Source organism: Paenibacillus sp. FJAT-26967, from assembly GCF_001541095.1.
Taxonomy (GTDB): domain Bacteria; phylum Bacillota; class Bacilli; order Paenibacillales; family NBRC-103111; genus Paenibacillus_F.
Genome location: NZ_LMXH01000002.1, coordinates 311,407 through 331,413, shown reverse-complemented (window position 1 = coordinate 331,413; position 20,007 = coordinate 311,407). Strand labels below are relative to the sequence as shown.

General features: G+C 50.5%; 19 protein-coding genes and 2 pseudogenes. 5 read left to right on the top strand and 16 right to left on the bottom strand.

Annotation, left to right across the window (positions count from 1 at the left end; translation table 11 throughout):
• The first annotated feature begins 232 nt into the window (after positions 1-232).
• Complete coding sequence (locus tag AR333_RS11490) at positions 233-1,858, top strand: glycoside hydrolase family 10 protein (protein WP_253735811.1); 1,626 nt, start codon at positions 233-235, stop codon at positions 1,856-1,858.
• Between the two features lie 263 nt (positions 1,859-2,121).
• Here AR333_RS11490 and AR333_RS11485 read toward each other — a convergent pair whose 3' ends face one another.
• From AR333_RS11485 to AR333_RS11470, 4 genes are all read right to left on the bottom strand, one after another.
• The gene (locus AR333_RS11485; RefSeq protein WP_068775504.1) at positions 2,122-2,508 is read right to left on the bottom strand and encodes a hypothetical protein; all 387 of its coding nucleotides are present in this window, start codon (positions 2,506-2,508) and stop codon (positions 2,122-2,124) included.
• Between the two features lie 15 nt (positions 2,509-2,523).
• A complete protein-coding gene (locus AR333_RS11480) occupies positions 2,524-2,793 on the bottom strand; it encodes a hypothetical protein (RefSeq protein ID WP_068775503.1) in 270 nt (89 codons plus the stop codon).
• A gap of 54 nt (positions 2,794-2,847) precedes the next feature.
• On the bottom strand, positions 2,848-3,027 hold the full coding sequence (locus tag AR333_RS11475; RefSeq protein WP_068775502.1) for a hypothetical protein: 180 nt from the start codon (positions 3,025-3,027) through the stop codon (positions 2,848-2,850).
• Between the two features lie 165 nt (positions 3,028-3,192).
• Positions 3,193-3,399 carry a DUF1657 domain-containing protein gene (locus AR333_RS11470; RefSeq protein WP_068775501.1) on the bottom strand — a complete coding sequence of 69 codons (207 nt, stop codon included), beginning with the start codon at positions 3,397-3,399 and terminating at the stop codon, positions 3,193-3,195.
• A gap of 174 nt (positions 3,400-3,573) precedes the next feature.
• Between AR333_RS11470 and AR333_RS11465 the strand changes: the two genes are divergently transcribed.
• Both AR333_RS11465 and AR333_RS11460 read left to right on the top strand, forming a co-directional pair.
• On the top strand, positions 3,574-4,434 hold the full coding sequence (locus AR333_RS11465; protein WP_068775500.1) for a DUF421 domain-containing protein: 861 nt from the start codon (positions 3,574-3,576) through the stop codon (positions 4,432-4,434).
• A 113-nt stretch (positions 4,435-4,547) separates the two neighbouring features.
• Positions 4,548-5,153: a YitT family protein gene (locus AR333_RS11460; protein WP_068775499.1), complete on the top strand. Its 606-nt coding sequence runs from the start codon at positions 4,548-4,550 to the stop codon at positions 5,151-5,153.
• Here the strand turns inward: AR333_RS11460 and AR333_RS24615 are convergent.
• The 11 genes and pseudogenes from AR333_RS24615 to glgB form a co-directional block, all read right to left on the bottom strand.
• Positions 5,141-5,299 (bottom strand): hypothetical protein, encoded by a 159-nt coding sequence (locus AR333_RS24615; protein ID WP_156430885.1) that lies wholly within the window; start codon positions 5,297-5,299, stop codon positions 5,141-5,143. The two genes, AR333_RS11460 and AR333_RS24615, sit on opposite strands and share 13 nt — an antisense overlap.
• 5 nt (positions 5,300-5,304) lie before the next feature.
• Positions 5,305-5,997: a YjjG family noncanonical pyrimidine nucleotidase gene (locus AR333_RS11455; RefSeq protein WP_068775498.1), complete on the bottom strand. Its 693-nt coding sequence runs from the start codon at positions 5,995-5,997 to the stop codon at positions 5,305-5,307.
• 202 nt (positions 5,998-6,199) lie between these two features.
• The gene (locus AR333_RS11450; RefSeq protein WP_253735848.1) at positions 6,200-6,844 is read right to left on the bottom strand and encodes a L,D-transpeptidase family protein; all 645 of its coding nucleotides are present in this window, start codon (positions 6,842-6,844) and stop codon (positions 6,200-6,202) included.
• Positions 6,845-6,897: 53 nt separating this feature from the next.
• On the bottom strand, positions 6,898-8,055 hold the full coding sequence (locus AR333_RS11445; protein WP_068775496.1) for a hypothetical protein: 1,158 nt from the start codon (positions 8,053-8,055) through the stop codon (positions 6,898-6,900).
• Between the two features lie 319 nt (positions 8,056-8,374).
• A complete protein-coding gene (locus AR333_RS11440) occupies positions 8,375-8,707 on the bottom strand; it encodes a cupin domain-containing protein (RefSeq protein ID WP_068775495.1) in 333 nt (110 codons plus the stop codon).
• Between the two features lie 59 nt (positions 8,708-8,766).
• Positions 8,767-9,384 (bottom strand): NUDIX hydrolase, encoded by a 618-nt coding sequence (locus tag AR333_RS11435; protein ID WP_068775494.1) that lies wholly within the window; start codon positions 9,382-9,384, stop codon positions 8,767-8,769.
• A gap of 408 nt (positions 9,385-9,792) precedes the next feature.
• A pseudogene (locus AR333_RS25385) lies at positions 9,793-11,472 on the bottom strand (alpha-glucosidase); the annotation flags it as partial.
• 216 nt (positions 11,473-11,688) lie between these two features.
• Positions 11,689-13,104 (bottom strand): annotated as a pseudogene (gene glgA, locus AR333_RS25380) (glycogen synthase GlgA); the annotation flags it as partial.
• Positions 13,105-13,189: 85 nt separating this feature from the next.
• A complete protein-coding gene (gene glgD, locus AR333_RS11425) occupies positions 13,190-14,299 on the bottom strand; it encodes a glucose-1-phosphate adenylyltransferase subunit GlgD (RefSeq protein ID WP_068775492.1) in 1,110 nt (369 codons plus the stop codon).
• Positions 14,300-14,305: 6 nt separating this feature from the next.
• Positions 14,306-15,454: a glucose-1-phosphate adenylyltransferase gene (locus AR333_RS11420; RefSeq protein ID WP_068775491.1), complete on the bottom strand. Its 1,149-nt coding sequence runs from the start codon at positions 15,452-15,454 to the stop codon at positions 14,306-14,308.
• Entirely contained in the window at positions 15,447-17,405 is a 1,959-nt protein-coding gene (gene glgB / locus AR333_RS11415; protein WP_068775490.1) for a 1,4-alpha-glucan branching protein GlgB, read from the bottom strand. Before glgB ends, AR333_RS11420 begins: the two co-directional genes overlap by 8 nt.
• A gap of 325 nt (positions 17,406-17,730) precedes the next feature.
• Here glgB and AR333_RS11410 point away from each other — a divergent pair, with 325 nt between their 5' ends.
• Positions 17,731-18,597 carry a class I SAM-dependent methyltransferase gene (locus AR333_RS11410; protein ID WP_068776075.1) on the top strand — a complete coding sequence of 289 codons (867 nt, stop codon included), beginning with the start codon at positions 17,731-17,733 and terminating at the stop codon, positions 18,595-18,597.
• 3 nt (positions 18,598-18,600) lie between these two features.
• Positions 18,601-19,338: an RluA family pseudouridine synthase gene (locus AR333_RS11405; protein WP_068775489.1), complete on the top strand. Its 738-nt coding sequence runs from the start codon at positions 18,601-18,603 to the stop codon at positions 19,336-19,338.
• Here the strand turns inward: AR333_RS11405 and AR333_RS11400 are convergent.
• Positions 19,303-19,707 (bottom strand): MarR family winged helix-turn-helix transcriptional regulator, encoded by a 405-nt coding sequence (locus AR333_RS11400; protein WP_068776076.1) that lies wholly within the window; start codon positions 19,705-19,707, stop codon positions 19,303-19,305. The two genes, AR333_RS11405 and AR333_RS11400, sit on opposite strands and share 36 nt — an antisense overlap.
• Positions 19,708-20,007 lie beyond the last annotated feature (300 nt).

Sequence of the window (20,007 nt, the reverse complement as noted above, 5' to 3'; positions counted from 1 at the left end):
GAACATTATTGATTAAGCAGGCATCCTTAAAGGTGCCTGCTTGTTTATTTTCCACCCTTTACAGTTGGGTGATTTGTTACCTTCCGATGACTCTATCCAGTACTTTCACTCTCCTTTTCCTCTTAATTTGTCATAGAGCAGCCCGCCCATTCATAGAATGACTGTACCTTCTTTTAATAAGCAGTTATATCCGCTTCTGACTAAATGACGTCTTGCAAGGAGGAACGTTTTTGTGTTGACAAGAAATCGAATGCTTTTGCCCCTGATCATTCTGATTACCACGGCTCTCGCTATGTACGTATTCGGGCGGATGGACGACCGCAAAACTCTCCAAGCCGGTTCTTTCCTTACGGCATCCGGCGAAGAGATCAAAGACGGCGAACAGGTGAATCTGATTAAGCCGCCGGCTGATAGACAGCTAAGGGCCGTCTGGATTGCAACAGCCTGGAATATAGACTGGCCTTCATCACCCGGACTCAAGAAGGAGAAACAGCAGCAAGAAATGATCTCCCTATTAGATGAAGCTAAGAATCTGGGCATGAATGCCGTAATTGTACAGGTCAAACCGGGCGCAGACGCCCTATACCCGTCCCGGTATGGGCCCTGGTCGGATGTGCTTACCGGGAAGCAGGGACAATCCCCCGGTTATGACCCGCTCGCTTTTATGGTGGAAGAAGCACATAAACGCAACCTGGAGTTCCACGCCTGGTTCAATCCTTACCGGATTGGCTCTGTGAAAGATTTGGACAAGCTGACGCCGGATCATCCGGCCCGCCAAAATCCAGGCTGGGTCGCTTCCTATGCCGGTAAACTGTACTTCAACCCCGAAATCCCGGAAGTCCGCAGCTTCGTAACCGGCAGTATCGCAGAAGTCGTCCAGAACTATGATATCGATGCTGTGCATATGGACGATTATTTTTACCCCTACCCGGAGAAAGGCAAAGACTTCCCGGATGACGCCGCCTATCAGCGCTATGGTAAGTCCGGATATTCATCCAAACCCGCCTGGAGGCGCGATAACGTCAACAAGCTGGTTCAAGATATTCATGCCGCTATCAAAAAAGAAAAACCGTACGTAAAATTCGGCATTTCCCCGTTCGGCGTCTGGCGCAATCAGAACATGGATCCTTCCGGTTCCGCAACAACTGCCGGAACTACGAACTATGACACGCTCTTCGCGGATACGAGAACCTGGATCAATGCCGGCTGGATTGATTACATCGCTCCACAGCTCTATTGGAGCTTCGGTTATAAGCCGGCCGCCTACGACAAGCTTGCCGATTGGTGGGTCCAAGAAACGGCGGGCAAGCCCGTGCAGCTTTACATCGGGCACGCGCCCTTCAAAATCGGGTCGGACTCCCCCGATTGGAACAACCCGAGCGAGCTGCCCGATCAGCTCCGCTACAATACCGAGCGCGCCGGTCAGATCGGCGGCAGTATCTTGTTCAGCCTTAAGGACATCCGGCGCAATCCGCTCGGATTGAAGACCCGGCTGAACGAAGAGCTCTACGCCAGCCCCGCGCTGGTGCCGGCCATGCCGTGGCTGGACAGCACGCCGCCGGAGCCGCCGGCGTCTCTGCAGGCCGTAAGCACGGCAGACGGTATCCGGCTCAGCTGGCAGGCCGCCGGCAGCGAGGCCGCCTATTTCGCGGTCTACCGTGTGGACGCCGGAGGCGATGCCCGCCTGCTGGATACGGTCCGGAGCACCGGCGGGGAGGCTGATTCCTATACGGACAAGACTGCGCCTAGGGATCAGACGGTCCGTTATGTCGTGACTGCGCTCGATCGTCTCCATAACGAGAGCACAACCAGCCGCATCGCGGCGGCTGGCGTCCCGAGCCGAGTAGCCGTCCGGTGAACGGGCGTGAATATTTCAATCCGCCCACTCGATATACGTGAGGCTTACCTTGTGCTTGTGCTGCAGAAGCATCTTCCAGCTTCACAAATTAGTCCCTTGGATCAACGTACGATGAAAAAGCCGGGCGTAACACATGTGCTCCAACGGCACCGTGTTACGCCCAGCTTTTTTTAGTATTAATATCATGCCTTAGGTAGAAGCAAGCTAAGTCCCCATACGATCAGATCCATCTATTCCAACATTTCTTCTCTTCAATTTAATCATCACCGCTCAAAAGCTTGATTTTCCAGTTTGCTGATAATAAATGTGCGTTCCATAACTTCGAACAAATAGAGCCCGGCAAAGAGAATCAACATCGCTAACGGAGCCCTGAACAGCATGATCCACCCTTCATAATAAAGGAGAACCAGCATGAGGAAGACTGTTCCTATGAGGTATCCCCATGCATACTTCTTTGGAGAATTAGGTTCTTTTTCTACCCATTTATTTACAGGTCTGAGATTTATCCCGATTAGTAAACCAATCAAAAATATACTGCTTTTGAGCCCATCCATAAATCCGGGTATCAAGAGCAAATACATCAAATAGAGCGCCAATCCGGTAGTGCCTACAAACAGCAAATTGTGAATCAGACGAAGCTTTACAGACATAGCAGCCTCCTGATCTCAAACCTGATTAGAAGAGTTCAGTCTATGAATCACTTTGTTGCAAATCAAGGTAATCGTAGCACCCGCAAGCATGAATAAGGCGACTTCCACAACCAGCAAATAAGGCATAGAGGCGACGCTTCCGAAAGAGACCTGCTGATTATGCACTTCTGCATTCTCGTAGGCTCGTACAACATCGGGCACGTAAGCCAGGGTGAGCACCATCCCGTGAATCAGTTGAATCAGGTAATAAACAACGGCAACGACAGCAGAAAATAAACCAAACAAGATTACATTCCTTTTTCTAGTGCTCCCCAACGATATATCCCCCGCTTCTAACAGTTACTGTGTACCGATGAAATGAACAATTCCCATAGTTACTAAAATCACAACCAAAAACACAATAAAACCGATAACAAACGGCCACACGTAAGAAGCAAAGATACTCCGACGCTGATTCATTCCGGATTCAATAGCGCTTAGTCTAGCTTTAATGTCTTGCAGTTCCTTGTCCATATCCATGTACAAACCTCCCGTTAAACATGTCAAGTATACCACAATCTGGAATCCCCTACATACACCGATCTCTTCCGTGACAGGGCGTGCTTCCTCCACATCACAAAGACCGCCTTATGCGTCTCGGGACACATTAAGGCGGCCTTTTATACTGCTCCAGTTAAAGGTTCATTAGAAACCTTTATATTGCGGCTCTTCATTCTCCAGCTCGTTTACTCTGCCCTGAACCTGATCCACGATTTGCTGGGTTTGACTTGCAGCATTGGTGAACAGCGTCTTGGCCTGTTCGTTCTGAGTGGACAAAGCAAATTGCTCCAGGCTTGCCTGGGCGCTTTTTAAAGAAGCCACACATGTTTTCACATCGGATGCTACTGTCATACTTACACCTCCGCTCCCTTTTATATATATCCGTAAGGACTACCTTACTATTTACCAATTTCCCGTTAAAACATTCTTAGTCAAATAAAACTGTTCCGGTTGTCATAACTTTTCCCATTACAGCTCAGAATAACGAATGAAGCTACAAAAAATACTTTTAGAGGAGGAGTATGGATGGCAGAGGGCTTTGAAGTCGCATTACGAACCTTGATCTCAGTCGTAGTTCTGTTTATCTTGACCAAATTGCTAGGCAAAAGGCAAGTATCACAGCTCTCCATGTTCGAATACATTACCGGAATTACAATCGGGAGTCTAGCTGCCGTTATTTCATTGGACCTGGAATCCAGTTGGTACTTGGGGCTTATTTCATTGTGTGTGTGGGTCGCCGTTTCACTAGCCATTGAGTTTCTACAAATCAAAAGTAAAAAAGGGCGGGATATTGTCGATGGTACAGGGACTGTCCTCATTCAGAACGGCAAAGTTCTGGAGGAAAATCTCAAGAAAGAAAGACTTACAACCGATGAACTGCTGGAACAATTGCGCAAGAAAAACGCCTTTCGGTTTGCGGATGTAGAATTCGCCATCATGGAACCAAGCGGGGACATCAACGTCTTGTTAACCCGGGAAAACCAGCCGCTAACAGCCAAGCATCTGGGCATCAAAGTAGCGCCTGAAGCAGCTCCGCAAACCGTAATTATGGACGGTAAAATGCTCGATGAACCTTTGGCTGAAATCGGCTTCAGCAGGGGATGGGTGAACACGGAGCTAGAGAAGCTGGGCTTGATCGTTGATAATGTATTCCTGGGTCAAATAGATGCGTTCGGTCAATTGTATGTCGACATTTATGACGACAAAATTACCGTTCCCGCACCGCAAGAGAAAGCCAAACTGTTTATTTCTTTAAAAAAATGCGAAGCGGACATTACTTTGTTCGCACTTTCCACCCGCGATAAAGCAGCCAAGCATATGTATGAACAGTGTTCCAGAGAGCTCACGGAGATGATACAAGAACTGGAACCTGTCCTCAAAAGATAACATACAGGCTGGACATACTCCCTCTTGCAGCGCAATCGAAGGGAGTTTTTGTGCATGTTTTGGGTTGTCCGTCATATAAATCAGAACATGCCCTTAATGAGGAGCGGTCTGATATGATATCTGCCCGGAAATTCTCGGCCATATTAACAGGAAGCTTATTTCTTGCAGCGGGGATTAATTTTTTCCTAGTCCCTTTTACCGTGTTGGACGGGGGGATTATCGGCATCTCACTGATTTTCAACTATTTGACCGGCCTTAAAATCGGGATCGGTATCATGCTGTGCAGTGTTCCGGTATTTATCGTAGCTTGGTTCAGCAGCCGGGCCATCTTCTACAACAGTATAATCGGACTCATTGTCTCGTCTTTTTTTATCGACTTCCTGGAACCTTATCAATATTATTTTTTGTATTATATCGAGCTCAGTTCTTTTTCCAGTGCAATTCTGGGAGGCTTCATGGTGGGGACAGGTCTTGGCATTATGCTGCGGTATGAGACAAGTACCGGCGGCACCGACCTGCTGGCTCAGTTTATATCGAAGTATGTGCCTCTCAATGTTGGCTTTATTATTTTCCTGATGGACGGTCTGATTATCGGAATTGGCGGGCTGCTGCTGTCGGGCGAGATCTTCCTGCATTCCCTGCTTACAATTATCGCCGGAGGAGTCGCCACCGGACTCTGTACCATGGGAAGAATCTCAATTCATCCCTATAAACCATAAAGAATAAGAATGAAGATTCCAAACAAAATAGAAGTAAATGCAGCACGGGCAATAAACTTCATTTCCTCGCGTTTGATCATCGAATGAAGCGTAAGGAGGAAACAAAACATAACTAACATCGCGAATAGAGCTGCGACGAATTCCATTTGCATTACCCTCCTAACATATTCTTAAGATCCGCTAAGCTATGGATCGTGTAAGCCGGTTTCGGGTGCTGATCATAATGAAGTCTGCGGGGATTGTACAGGCAGAAATCCATTCCCATCCGCATGGCCCCCGCAAAATCATCATGGATGGAATCCCCCACAAACAGAGCCTCAGAAGCATGCACATCCAGCCGGTCGAGTGCTTCTTGGAAAATCCGGTTCTCCGGTTTCCAGCTGCCTACCTCGTCGGATATAATCAGCGCATCAAAGTAATCAAAAATCACCCCGGCCTGAAGCCTTCTCCTCTGGGCTTCCCCAATCCCGTTCGTAATAATACCCAATTTAACTTTCCCGTGAAGGTACTCCAGAATATCCTCTGCGTGCGGCTCCAAATGACAGCTGTTGCAGAACAGTTCCCAGTATGTCTCCGTAATCAACTTGGACACGGATGTGTCTTGCTGCAATTGTGTGAATGTATCGGTAAAAGAATATTCCAGCACTTCGCGAATGTGATGATTATTCCGGTTCCTTTCGGTCCAATACCGGAAATTGATAGGTCTGAATGTATCCCAGAACTCCTCCCAGACCATATCATTATGCAGATTGTGGACCGCCAGGGCTTGCTTCATCGATGCTAATTCACTTAAATCATAATCGAGCAGGGTATTATCGACATCAAATAATATAGCTTTATACACACGGACCCTCTCCTAATCTCTATAATGTGAAATATCTCCGCAATCCCGGTGACCTTGTATCCGGTTCAGGACGTATTGAAATGATTATAAATCATTTCCAGTCACTGGGGGAAGCTTTCATATAGTATAGAAACCCGTGTATGGGTAAGACACCCGCCTGCAACCACAATAAACAAGTCTCCTGCCATGTCAGGAGACTTGTTTATTCGATTAGGCCCAGCCTCTCATAGACTTTCGGGGAGACCACCCCATCCTGCTGCAGCCCCTGGTCCCGCTGAAATTTTCTCACGGCAATCGTTGTGGAAGACTGGAATTTCCCGTTGCATACTCCTTTATAATAACCGGCGCTCCGCAGCCGCGTCTGGATAAGCTGGACATCGGCACCTGCCAGTCCTTGAGCAAGACTCCTCGGTTCATGATTCGGATCCCCGAGCACATGTCCGAATATCACAACCTTCGTCCCTACCGGAATCATGTCGAACAGCTCCTCCACATCCCGGTTGCGCATGCGGATACACCCGTGGCTCAAATGCTGCCCGATCGAATGAGGCTTATTGGTGCCATGAATCCCGTATGCTCCCCAAGGGACATTAAGTCCCAGCCAACGCGGCCCGAACGAGGCCCCCCAATCTTTCCCTTTATAAACAATTTTGTATTCTCCCACCGGGGTTGGCGTTTCCAGCTCTCCCACAGCAACAGGATACGTTTTGAACGGCCTCTGGTGCATCATCACTACTAGCTTATGGCGCTGCGGGTATACCTCGATGGAAAACAATCCTTGATCCGCAACGATAGGAATAGTCGGGACTGCAATAACTTGCCGCGCAGAACCAGGAGTGGCGTTCATCGCCGCCCCCAGTAAGGCTAAGCTCAATAGAAGCTTATAACTGTACCGGCTGATCATGACTTCTTTTCCTTTTGTTTGTCCCCCGTGCTTATATCCGTAATCCGCCAAGGCATATCCGCCCTTTCCCGGCTGATCGTAAAGCTATACATTCCTTTACGAGCCTTGCTTCCTGTGCGTGTAACGGCAAGCTCTTCCCTTAATTGCACCATGAGCAGCCCCGGATCAAGATCGGGCATTTCCTGCCGATGCTTCGTCTTGGACAATTTCGTGACCGCGTCTACGTCCTGCATCTGTGCGTGCAGATCTTGAACGAATTCCGCATGGCGCGGATACGTAATGAGATCCAGCACCTGAGGATCCTCCTGATTCATCGCCAGGACAAACGCATCCACCAGTTGTGCAGGAGAGGCCTTGTTGATATAGTCCCTCAGAAGCCCCGCGGCCCTATACGTCATAAGCTGATGCCCTGTATCCTCGGAGTGTGATCCGTGAGTCGTGCTGCCTGCAAAGTGAATGCAGGAATGCCCGTCAAAATCATTGCCCGGAATTCCGTCTCCTCCGTGCGGCATTCCGTTCATGGAAGCGGCATAATACCGGCTGCCTGCCCGGACAAGAACAGCCCTTCGTTTCCAGCTCCAGCTTCCTTTATAAATCTCTTTCATGATTTTGGTATCCCCTTTGGTAAGGGGCTGGACATCCGCGTGATCCTGCCCCGCTCTGCGCTGAACACGGAACCTAAGACCCGTCTCCAGATCGATCACTTCGACCTTGTCTTTGCGCGGGATAACTTGCCGGGCTTCCTTCCAAGGAAGCAATTCCCCGTAGTGCCGGCTGCGAAGCGCTTCAACGTACCTGCGCAATTTCTCTCTCTTTTTCTCATTAAGCGTCACAATCTTCTGGCTAACAGGGTCGTACAGGCTATAATCCTTATCCACGACATAGCTTGTTCCTTTATCGGCTGATCCTGCTTGTTTCAGTGTGGCATACGTATCCGAAACCGGCATGGCATCGGCTGACTTAACTATGCTCCCTGTCAGAATTTTTTCCCGGGAAGCGGGATAAATTGTGACCTCCGATTGGAAGTCCGAAGCCGGGGTCGATTGGATGGTAAGGGTAATGGTTTCGAGAACCTTCGCTGGGGCTGCCGACACAGGAACACTCATCGAGGTGAGGGACAGCAGACAAAATATGATGAATCCTTTTCTTTTCATGCTGGACGTTTCCTCCGTATCAAATAAGCAGTAGCCCTTATTTTTCGCCAAAATGCTAAAATCATGTAGGCTTCCAGCTCAGCAGTCCCCCTCCTTTTTTTGGATGGGAGGCGGGCGGCCGCGGCCGCATACATGCCCTTACAACACGGCATGCACAACAAAAAAACCGTTTTCGGTATTATGAAATACGAAACGATCTGACCGTGCACCCTCTTGTGTTTGTGCCGAAACAACGAACGCCCCACTCGCGATGGATTCCATCCGAAAGTGGGGCGTTCGTCTGCTTTTGATAGAGGGCCAATTACCACACAAGCCGGGCTTATGGCTTATTCGTATATTCGGCTGGCGAGAAAAAGACAAGAATCGTAAGATCCTCTGTTATGGTGTGAAACCGGTGCTCCGCATGGGCTTCAACATATACCAGAGAGCCTTTCTCGACAGGAACACTTTCCCCGGATACCTGCAGTTCCGCCCTGCCCTCGGCAATATAGTATAACTCATCCTCCGTATGAGGAAGCTGCCCGTCGGTTTCTCCGGCACGGAGCCGGTAAATACCTGCACTCATGGAAGGCACCCGAAGAAACTCCAGCCAATTCTTATCTGCTTCCGACATCTGCTCCGCAAGCTTACTTAATTGATAGCTATTTCTCATCTGCATCTGCACTCCTGTCATTTCAATTTAGGATTAGGGGACGCCGGGTAACGGGACAATCAATCGAACAAGGACGGACGGGAAGATTCCTCATATCGCTCGAACATCGTATGCAGCTGCGCAGCCGTATTCCGCTCCAATGAAAGCTCCGGAAGCTCGTCTCTGCCGAAAAACCGCACATCACTTGTCTCCAGGCCTATCTTAGCGCTTCCGCCGGTAATCCGGCATAGAATAAACATTTTATACACATGAAAGGGAGAGGGCGGGTGCTCATGAAACTTCTTGTCCCATACGGCGAGCAGACGATCCGCTTTTACTTCGAATCCCGCTTCCTCCCTCACTTCCTTCACGGCAACCTCCGATGGAGACAGGCCGATATCCGCCCATCCGCCGGGCAAAGCCCATGCCCCATCTGACTTTTCACGGACAAGCAGCAGCTTGTGTTCCCTGAATACGACAGCCCGTATATCGACCTTTGGCGTCGCATATCCTGTTTCACCGGCAAAAAGCTCTCTGACTTTGACCGGCTCCATATCCGTATACTCACTCATGATGTCTATGCTCAAATCCCGTAACATTTCATAGCGTTCAAGATCGTATTCGTCCTTGCCGTAAGCCAATCCCGTCTGGGCGATCGATTGGATCTGCTTCGCCCATTCCAGCCATTTTTCTTGCATGATGAATCCCTCCCTTTCATCACGGATCGCGAACTTTAGATTCCAGAGATGTCATTCAAGCCAACCGGTTTTATCTATCTGCTTGTCACCATCTTATCACGCCCTATTTAGAATGGAAAATATTCCTTTTTGAACCTTTTTGAATCTTTTTAAAAACTTCCACCCCAGATTTGCATAAAAAAGCACCTTAAACCCGAGGGGTTTAAGGTGCTTCATGAGCGAATAAGATATATGCCGGATTGAGCCCTCCAGCTTCCGCTTTTCGGCAGCAGTTCCGACAGCTAACGAATACAATCAGCAGAAGTTTCGCAAGCAAGCCTGCATACACAAGCTTACACTTATAACGCACGCTAAACGCGTCTTATATACGGCTTAAGACTCTCTGTTATCACGTTGCCTGATACGGCTTCATACCCCCTGGAGCAAATACACCCTCGCTTCATACGGGCGGAGCTGGATTTCCGCTTCAAGTCCGCTCGTTGCTCCGCCCTCTCCGACTGCATAATTCGCAATAAGCAAATTTGCATGGCCGGACGCAAGCAGCGGATAAGGACTAGCGAAAGCCTGGATGTCATTCGAGAAGTTCAGCATCACCAGCAGCTTATCTTCTCCGAGCGTGCGCACATAGGCAAAAATGTTCTCGTCTTCTTCTGCCAGCAGCTCGTAAGATCCGTACACGATGACCGGATGGGCTTTACGCAGTGCAATCAGCTTCCGGTAGTAGTGATAGACCGAGTTCGGATCCGAAACCGCCGCTTCAGCGTTAATCTCCTCATAATTCGGATTCACAAGCAGCCACGGTTCTCCGCTCGTGAAGCCTGCATTCTCATCCGCGTTCCACTGCATCGGAGTACGGGCGTTATCCCTTCCTTTGGCGCGGATAGCGTTCATGATTTCATCCGCGCTGCCCCCGCCTTCCACATGCTCGCGGTATACATTATGCGATTCAATATCCCGGCAGTCCTCGATTGTAGCGAACGGCATGTTCGTCATCCCGATTTCTTCACCTTGATAAATATAAGGCGTACCCTGCAGAGTATGAAGGAAAGTCGCCAGCATTTTGGCGGATTCAACACGGTACTCCCGGTCATCTCCGAAGCGGGATACCATCCGCGGCTGGTCATGATTATTCAGGTACAGGCTGTTCCATGCTCTGCCTTCCAGCCGGGTCTGCCAGTTGGAAATAGACCGTTTCAAGTCGCGCAAGTTTACACGGCAGGGATCCCATTTGCCTCCGCTGCCATTATCCAGTTCCATATGTTCAAACTGGAAAACCATGTTCAGCTCGGTTCCGTCCGCATTCGCGTACTGCACAGCTTCTTCAGGAGAAACGCCCGGCATTTCACCTACCGTCATAATGTCGTAGCGGGATAGGACTTTTTCATTCATTTCACGTAAATACTCATGAATTCTAGGTCCGTTCATGAAATATTCTCCTCCCCATGCGTAACGCTCGCCGCCCGCACTGGGAAGCCCATCGACTTTGGAGATCAGGTTAATCACATCCATCCGGAAACCGTCGATTCCTTTATCCAGCCACCAGGTCATCATATCATACACTTCTTCGCGCACCTTGGGATTCTCCCAGTTCAGGTCCGGCTGCTTACGGGTGAACAGATGTAAGTAATACTCGTCTGTCGCTTCGTCATATTCCCAGGCCGGACCCTTGAAGAAGCTCGTCCAGTTATTCGGCTCCCTGCCCTCTTTGCCGGGGCGCCAAATGTAATAGTCGCGATATTCGTTATCCTTGGAGGACCGGGATTCCAGAAACCACGGATGCTCGTCCGAAGAGTGATTCACGACCAGGTCCATGATCAGCTTCATCCCTCTTTTGTGTACTTCGCCAAGGAGCTGATCCCAGTCGGACATCGTGCCGAAATCATCCATAATATCCCGGTAATCGCTGATATCGTAGCCGTTGTCGTCGTTCGGCGACTGATACACCGGAGAGAGCCAGATGACGTCTACGCCCAGTTCTTTCAAATAATCGAGTTTGGAAATAATACCTTGCAGATCGCCAATTCCATCCCCGTTACTATCCATAAAGCTCCGCGGATAAATCTGATAAACGACACTTTCTTTCCACCATGCACGGGCTGGCGGATTACCTGGAGCCTCGTGAGAAGCCCGGTGAACCGGCTCATCCGTGCTCTCTGCAAGGCTGCTCACATGAGCCTTCTGCGGCTGCTGCGGATCATATGAGTCTTGAGTGGCCTGCAGGGAACCGGCCTGCTGCCGCCCGGCTTCTTCGCTGGCTATATGCCGCTGCCGGGCCGCTTGGACCGATTCCTCGATCAGCTCCTGATAGAGGGACTTATACTGCTGGGCCGATCTTTTCCAGCTGTAATCGTTCTTTCTCATATTCGCGAGCAGCTTCTTCCAGGCCTGCTGGTCATGCAGGAAGAACTCCACCGCGCGTCTTACCGTGTGCAGCATATCGTGGGCGTTATAGGCCGAGAAGCTGAAACCGGTACCTTCACCCGTGAATTCATTATACGGCTGCACCGTATCTTTGAGTCCGCCGGTCTCCCGCACGATCGGCACTGTACGGTACCTCATCGCAATCAGCTGGCCAATCCCGCAGGGCTCAAACAGCGAGGGCATCAGGAACAAATCTGAACCCGCGTACACCTGCCTTGCCAACCCGTCGTCAAAAGCGATGTAAGCCGCCAGTTTGTCCGGATAGCGGGCTGCCGCATCTCTGAACAGCTGCTCATATTCCTGGTCGCCGGTTCCGACGATAACCCACTGCGCTTCAAGAGACAAGAGCTCTGGCAGCACATGCCGGATAAGATCTATCCCTTTCTGTTCGACCAGTCTCGTCACCAGAGAAATAACCGGCACATCGTCACGAACCGGCAAACCCAGCTTCTGCTGGAGGTGCGTCTTGTTCAGCCTCTTTTTGGGCAACGAATCCCGGTACTGGACGGCCAGATGCGAATCCGTCATCGGATTAAACTGGTCGTAGTCAATTCCATTGACTATACCCACAGTCGATTGGCTCCGGTAGCGGAGGAGACTGTCCATGTTCTCTCCGAAGAACGGGGTGCGGATTTCTTCCGCATAGGTAGGGCTTACTGCCGTGATCCGGTCCGTATAAAGCAGACCGCCCTTAAGGAAGCTGCCCCCATCGTACATTTCAAGCTGCTCGCCCGAGAAATAGCCGGGATCAAGTCCGAAAAAGTCCATCATCGACTCTTTGGAGAATATGCCCTGATATCTTAAGTTATGGATCGTCAGGACCGTCTTCATGTTCTCATAGAACGGATAATACGGGCTGTACTGGGCGCGGAGAAGAACCGGAATCATACCTGCCTGCCAATCGTGACAGTGTATGACGTCAGGCCGGAAGCCGATATGAGGAAGCGCATCGATTACCGCCCGGCAGTAAAACGCAAACCGTTCCGCATCGTCCCCGTAGCCGTAATGGCCCGGGCGGCGGAAATAAAATTCATTGTCTACGAAATAAAAGGTCACACCCTCATATTCCAACGTCTGAATACCGCAATACTGTGTACGCCAGCCCAGGTTTACACCGAAGGTGATTAAGGTTTGCATTTGTTCCTTAAACAGGCCCGGTATCTCATCATACTTCGGCATGATCACCCGCACATCTGCCCCGCTGCGCCGCAGCTCTTGCGGCAGGGAGCCGATTACATCTCCCAATCCCCCCGTTTTGGCAAACGGTGCCGCTTCCGAAGCCGCAAATAGAATGTTCATTCCATTCTCCACTCCCGTCTCTGTAAGTTTCCCTCTATCAAAAATCGTGACCGAACGCATTAGCGCCCGGCCTGATGTACGTTCATTAAATAACTTTCATCTTGGCCGCAATAAACGGCGCTCTCACATCACCGGTCAGGACCCGCCCGCGGCTTATAAATACGTCTTTGTCCAGAATAGCATTCTCAATCACGACATTCTCTTCAATGTCGCAGTTCTGGAGAATAATACTGTTCTTGACGGTGGCGCCTTTGCTGATTTTGACCCCGCGCGACAAAATACTGTTATCCACTTTCCCCTCGATAATACAGCCGTTCGCAATCAATGAGTTGCGTACATTCGCACTCGCCTCATATCTCGCCGGCGGTTCATCCTTAACTTTCGTATAGATCAGATCCTTGCGGAAAAACAAATCACGAAGAATCGCAGGATCCAGGAGTTCCATACTGTGACGGTAGTAGCCCGGGATGGAATTGACGATACCCAGATATCCTTCATGCCGGTATCCGTACACATTCAACTTATCAATGTTCTTCATGATCCCGTCGCGTACGAGATGGTCGTAGCCCTGTGCCAGACAAGTCTCAACCATATCAAGGAGCAGCGCCTTGCTCATGATGTACATTTCCATGGAAACGTTGCTGGTTCGCAGGCGGCCGGATTGATCTTCAATTACGGTAACGCGGCCATCCGGACGGATTGCCAGCCTGCGGAAGCTGCCGGAATACTCTTCCTCCGCTTCTTTATACAAGACGGTTATATCCGCCTTGGTTTCTTCATGATAACGTACCGCGTCTTCAAAATTAATGTTGCATACCATGTGGCTGCGCGCGATAATAACCAGTTCTTCCCGCCCGCGGTAGAAATAATCCCGGTGGGAATAAAATTGGAACAAATCCCCCCGCGACATTCCGTTCGGATCATCCTGGACTGACGGGAGGACGAACAGTCCGCCGCGTTTACGGTCCAGATCCCATTCTTTCCCGGAACCGAGGTGATCCATCAGAGAGCGGTATTTGTGCTGGGTAAACACAGCCACATTGTCAATCGAGGAGTTCACCATGCTCGATAATATAAAATCAATCAATCTGTACCGTCCGCCAAACGGAACGGACCCCGCACACCGGTGTAAGGTAAGTTCCTCTAAATCATCAGGCTCATTGACCAGATTGATAACACCCATTACATGCTTCATACGTTCTCATCCTTTCGACTCCGAAGTGGCCCGAATGTGTTCCCCTGAACCGATCAGCACGATTTCTTCCCCATTGCCGACCACTGCGCCGTCCTCAACGACGGTGTTCTCACCGATTATCGCTTTGCGGATTGTCACATTATTGCCGATTCGTGCTCCCGGCATCAGAACCGAGTCACGAATAACACTGCCTTCGCCGATATGGACGCCGTAGAAGAGCACGGAGTGATCCACATCCCCAAACACCGAGCAGCCCTCGTTGACGAGAGAGCGTACGACTTTGGCGCCTGATGAAATAAACTGCGCAGGCTGATAAGGCGTGACCGAATAAATACGCCACGACTTGTCGTTGAGATTAAGCTGCGTCGGATCGTCAAGCAGATCCATATTCGCTTCCCACAGACTTTCAATTGTACCGACGTCCTTCCAGTAGCTCTGGAAAGGGTACGCCACCAGATTGGCGCCGTCTTTCAGCATGGATGGAATAATATTCTTGCCGAAGTCATTGCTGGATTCCTTGTCCGCCTCGTCCAGTTCCAAATATCTCTTCAAAGCTTTCCAGTTAAACACATAAACACCCATGGAAGCCAGGTTGCTTTTAGGTTCCTTCGGCTTCTCGGCAAACTCCGTGATCTCTCTGTCTTCATTGACGCTCAGCAGCCCGAAGCGTGACGCCTCTTCCCACTTCACCTCGATCACGGCTATGGTTGCTTCCGCTCCTCTGGCTTTATGGTACGCAAGCATCCGGTCATAATCCATTTTATAAATGTGATCCCCCGAAATAATAAGCACGTACTCGGGATCATACCGTTCAATAAACCCGATATTGCGGTAGATGGCGTTAGCCGTTCCTTTATACCACTCTCCGCCGCCCTGCTCGATAAAAGGAGGGAGTACGGTAACTCCGCCGTTCTTACGGTCCAGATCCCAGGCGCTGCCAATCCCGATGTATGAATTCAGTACCAGCGGCTGGTATTGGGTCAGAACTCCGACTGTATCAATACCGGAATTCGTACAGTTGCTCAAAGTGAAATCGATAATGCGGTATTTGCCGCCGAAATGAACGGCTGGTTTGGCTAACTGCCGGGTTAAGAGACCTAATCTTCTGCCTTCTCCCCCGGCTAGCAGCATGGCTACACAAGATTTACTACGCATTCTTCGACTTCCCCTTTCGGCCCGATTTTACTGGCGAAGCTGGTTGAAGCTTAGTCCGTTTGAGATAAACGGCTGCAAGCGGCGGTACGCGAAGCGACAAGCTGTTCTCGAAACCGTGCATCGGGATGTCCTCGCTGATCATGGGCTCGGAATTCCCTTGCCCCGAACCTCCGTAAGCGGGATCATCGCTGTTGAAGACTTCGGCGTAGACTCCCGCCTTAGGAATCCCGATACGGTAATCCGGATGAACCACTGGCGTGAAGTTGCAGACGACGATCAGATCGTCTTTCTGCTTCTTCCCTTTCCGGATAAAGGCTACGACGCTCTGCTCATTGTCATCGGGAGAAATCCACTGGAAACCTTCCATCTCATGATCTGCCTGCCACAGCGCAGGCTCCTGCAGATAAAAGGTATTCAATGCTTGATTATATGTATGCATTTTGCCGTGCATCTCATAATCAAGAAGGAACCAGTCCAGATCCTCCAGATCTTTCCATTCATCAAATTGCCCGAATTCTCCTCCCATGAAGAGAAGCTTTTTGCCGGGGTGACCGGTCATATAACCGTAAAGAACTCGGGTGTTAGCGAATTTCTGCCAGTAATCCCCCGGCATTTTATGAAGAATGGAGCGTTTGCCGTGTACAACTTCGTCGTGTGACAGAGGAAGTACATAATTCTCATTAAACGCGTACATAAACGAGAATGTAATCAAATTATGGTGATGCTTGCGGTGAACCGGGTCGAGTTTCATGTATTTCAGCATGTCATTCATCCAGCCCATGTTCCATTTATAATTAAAACCAAGGCCCCCCTGATCGACCGGGGACGTCACCATAGGCCAGTTCGTGGAGTCCTCAGCCATCATCAGGGCGTGAGGATAGTAGCCGAATACAGCTGTGTTCAGCTTCTTCAAGAATTCAATTGCAGACAGATTCTCTTCCCCGCCCTGTGCGTTACGCGTCCATTGATGTTCTGGCTTGCCGAAATTAAGAGACAGCATGCTGGCTACAGCATCTACCCGGATCCCGTCAATATGGAACTGTTCCATCCAGAACATGACGTTGGAAATGAGGAAGCTGTGAACCTCCGGCTTATCGAAATCGAAAGCCAGTGTCCCCCACTCGGGTTTCTCAGCAAGCTTGGGATCGTCCGGTTCATACAAAGGCTGCCCGTCAAACTGCCTGAGTCCCTGAGCATCTTTGCAAAAATGTCCCGGTACCCAGTCCAGAATGACGCCAATTCCGCGCTGATGACAGCGGTCCACAAAATACATAAAGTCCTTAGGCTCGCCGAAACGGCTTGTGGCCGCAAAATATCCGGTAGACTGATATCCCCATGAACGGTCAAACGGATGCTCCGATATCGGCATCAGTTCAATGTGGGTATAGCCCATCTGCACCACATAGTCAACCAAGTCATCCGCCAGCTCACGATATGTAAACAGCTCGTCCTCTTCCCGGCTTCGCTTCTTCCAAGTTCCCAAATGAACTTCATAGATCGACATCGGCTGGTCATAAGAACGCTTGCGTCCCCGTTGACGGCGCCAATTCCCGTCTCCCCATTTATAACCATCGAGATTATATATGCGTGAGGCCGTCCCCGGTCTTAGCTCCGAATAGAAAGCATAAGGATCTGCTTTCAGAACAACTCTACCGTCGGCCGTATGAATTTCGTATTTGTACAAAACGCCCTCGTCCAGGTCAGGTATCTCCAAAGACCAGATGCCTCCAGAATCCGGCAGAGCCTGCATCAAGTGCGCCTCCCCGTTCCATTCGTTAAAGTCACCTACGACTCGTACTTCCCTGGCATGCGGAGCCCATACGGTAAAACGTACGACCTTAGACTTTCCTTTTTTCTCCACGTGTGCTCCGAATAGGCGATAGCTATAATAATGTGTCCCTTCATGGAACAGATAGATGTCTTCGGAGCCGGGGATCTGTTTTCCTGCCATTTATGCGTTTACCCCTTCCCCTTCTTACTATACTCATTCTATACTCATATTCTTGTACCCCGATAAGCCTTGTGTGAAACGATAAATGCCTGTTTATGACGCGGGAATTTGCTTTATTCCACAACCCTTATGTTGTACAATAGATGCTTAGAATGCAGCTCTTGCTTTTAAGCTGCCGCTAAGCGGAGTTCGGACTTTGTGCGGGAAGAGATTTGGTGCCGAATCTTTGAATACAAGCGAAGAGATCGGCAGATGTTTAGCAGCAGATGTACCTATCATGAGTAATGACGCACATTTTGATGCGAGGAAAGAAGGAAAACAACCGATGTATATAGCTAACCGTTGGAACGATTATGAACTGCTGGACACCGGCGGAGGTGAAAAACTGGAACGCTGGGGTTCCTATGTACTGCGTCGTCCCGATCCGCAAATCATTTGGCCGCTCCATATGGAGACGGCGGAATGGAAACAGGCTGCCGGGCGTTATCAGCGCAGCTCTTCAGGCGGAGGCAGCTGGGATTTCCGCCAGACACTCCCCGAGCGCTGGACCATCGCCTATGATAATAAGCTGCGTTTTCACATTAAGCCGACCGGCTTTAAGCATACCGGCCTTTTCCCTGAACAAGCGGCGAATTGGGACTGGATGATCGAAAAGATCCAGAACGCGGGCAGACCGATCAAGGTGCTTAATTTGTTTGCCTATACCGGCGGAGCAACTGTAGCCTGCGCCTATGCGGGAGCTTCCGTCGTACATGTGGACGCTTCGAAAGGCGTCGTGCAGTGGGCCAAAGAAAACGTGGAGCTTTCCGGGCTCGCGGACCGCCATGTACGTTTTATTACCGACGATGTCTTTAAGTTCGTCCAGCGTGAGCAGCGCCGCGGTAATAAATATGACGCTATTATTATGGACCCGCCGTCTTACGGACGCGGACCGAACGGTGAAACATGGAAGCTGGAGAACGACCTGTATCCTTTTGTGGAGACATGTACTTCTATCCTGTCTGACAATCCTCTGTTCCTGCTCGTCAATTCTTATACAACCGGTATCTCCTCGACCGTGCTCAAGAATATCCTGACGATGGCGATGCACCACAGATACGGCGGCAGCATCTCCTCCGGCGAAATCGGCCTGCCGATTACCGCCAGCGGGCTTACATTGCCGTGCGGTATTCTCGGCCGCTGGGAGGCCTAGAAGATGGCAGGACCCCAACATGCCGAAGACGGGGCGGCAATTCCCATCCTGTATGAGGACAACCATGTGCTGGTCGTGGAGAAACCCGTCAACATGCCCACGCAGGAGGACAGTTCACGTGATCCGGACCTTTTGAGCGTGCTCAAGGAAGACTTGAAGCGCCGTCACCATAAACCGGGCAACGTCTTCCTCGGTCTGGTTCACCGGCTCGACCGCCCTGTCGGCGGCGTGATGGTGTTCGCCAAGACGTCCAAAGCCGCTTCACGGCTGTCGGACAGCGTGCGCACGCGGACGTTCGACAAGACGTACGTCGCGGTGGTGCGCGGCAAGCCGAAGGAACCGCAGGGCTCCCTCCGGCACTGGCTGCTGAAGGATACGCGGACGAATACCGTCAGCGTGGTCAAGCCCGGCCTCGATGGGGCCAAGGAAGCGCTGCTTGACTACCGGATGCTGGGCAGCGCCGAAGGGCTGAGCCTTATCCTGGTCAAGCTGCATACAGGCCGGCCCCATCAGATCCGCGTACAGCTGGCAGCCATCGGCTGCCCCCTGTACGGGGACCAGCGCTATGGTGCGGGGATCAATGAGCCGGGCCAGCAGCTCGCGCTGTGGTCGGCCCGCTTGTCGTTCCCGCACCCCACTCTGCCAGAGACGCTGACCTTTATGTCCGCTCCCCCGGAGCGGCATCCCTGGTTCCTCTGGCAGGAACTAATTCGCAACCTTCCCCAGCAGATACACGAGTAACTGCTGATTATGAGCGGAAATGCGGCCCAGATACGATTCGAGTACTTCCTGGCGAATTTGTAATCCACGGTCTCTTTCCGCTTTTCCTTTATCTGTAGACTCTACCCAGACCACTCTGCGATCCTTCTCATCCCGGCTCCGGGTAATCAACCCCGCACGTTCCATCCGGTCCAGCAAAGTCGTAACCGCAGCTGGCGTTGTAGTCAAATATTCAATAAAGTCAGAAGGTTTCATGGTTCCATGAGCTTCTAGTACCTCCAGCACATGAAGCTGTCCTTCTGTAATCGTTGGTGCCAATTGGTCATCCATATTGGATTTGAGTTCCTTGGAAAGTTTCGTCCATAGTTTCGCAAATTCGATTGAATACAATGCAATCACTCCTCCGATTTCAAGGCTCATCCATATCTTCCTTTTCAAGTATAGCATGGGTGCAATGGCGAAATATAGGTTAATGACGTTAATACTTTAAGACAGCAAAGGGGGCATTTCGCGCCGTTTCGCTAAGTTACCGCAGCCGTCAAAAGAAAAGTTGTCCGAATTTCGGATAAGAAAGAGTCCCGGATGCAGAACCTAAGCCCAGAGGAAAATCCAGTCGGCCCTCTACCCGTATGAAACCCTTCTTATCGTATCCTTACGGGGCACCTCTCTTCCCCCTAAGGCGGCTCCGGC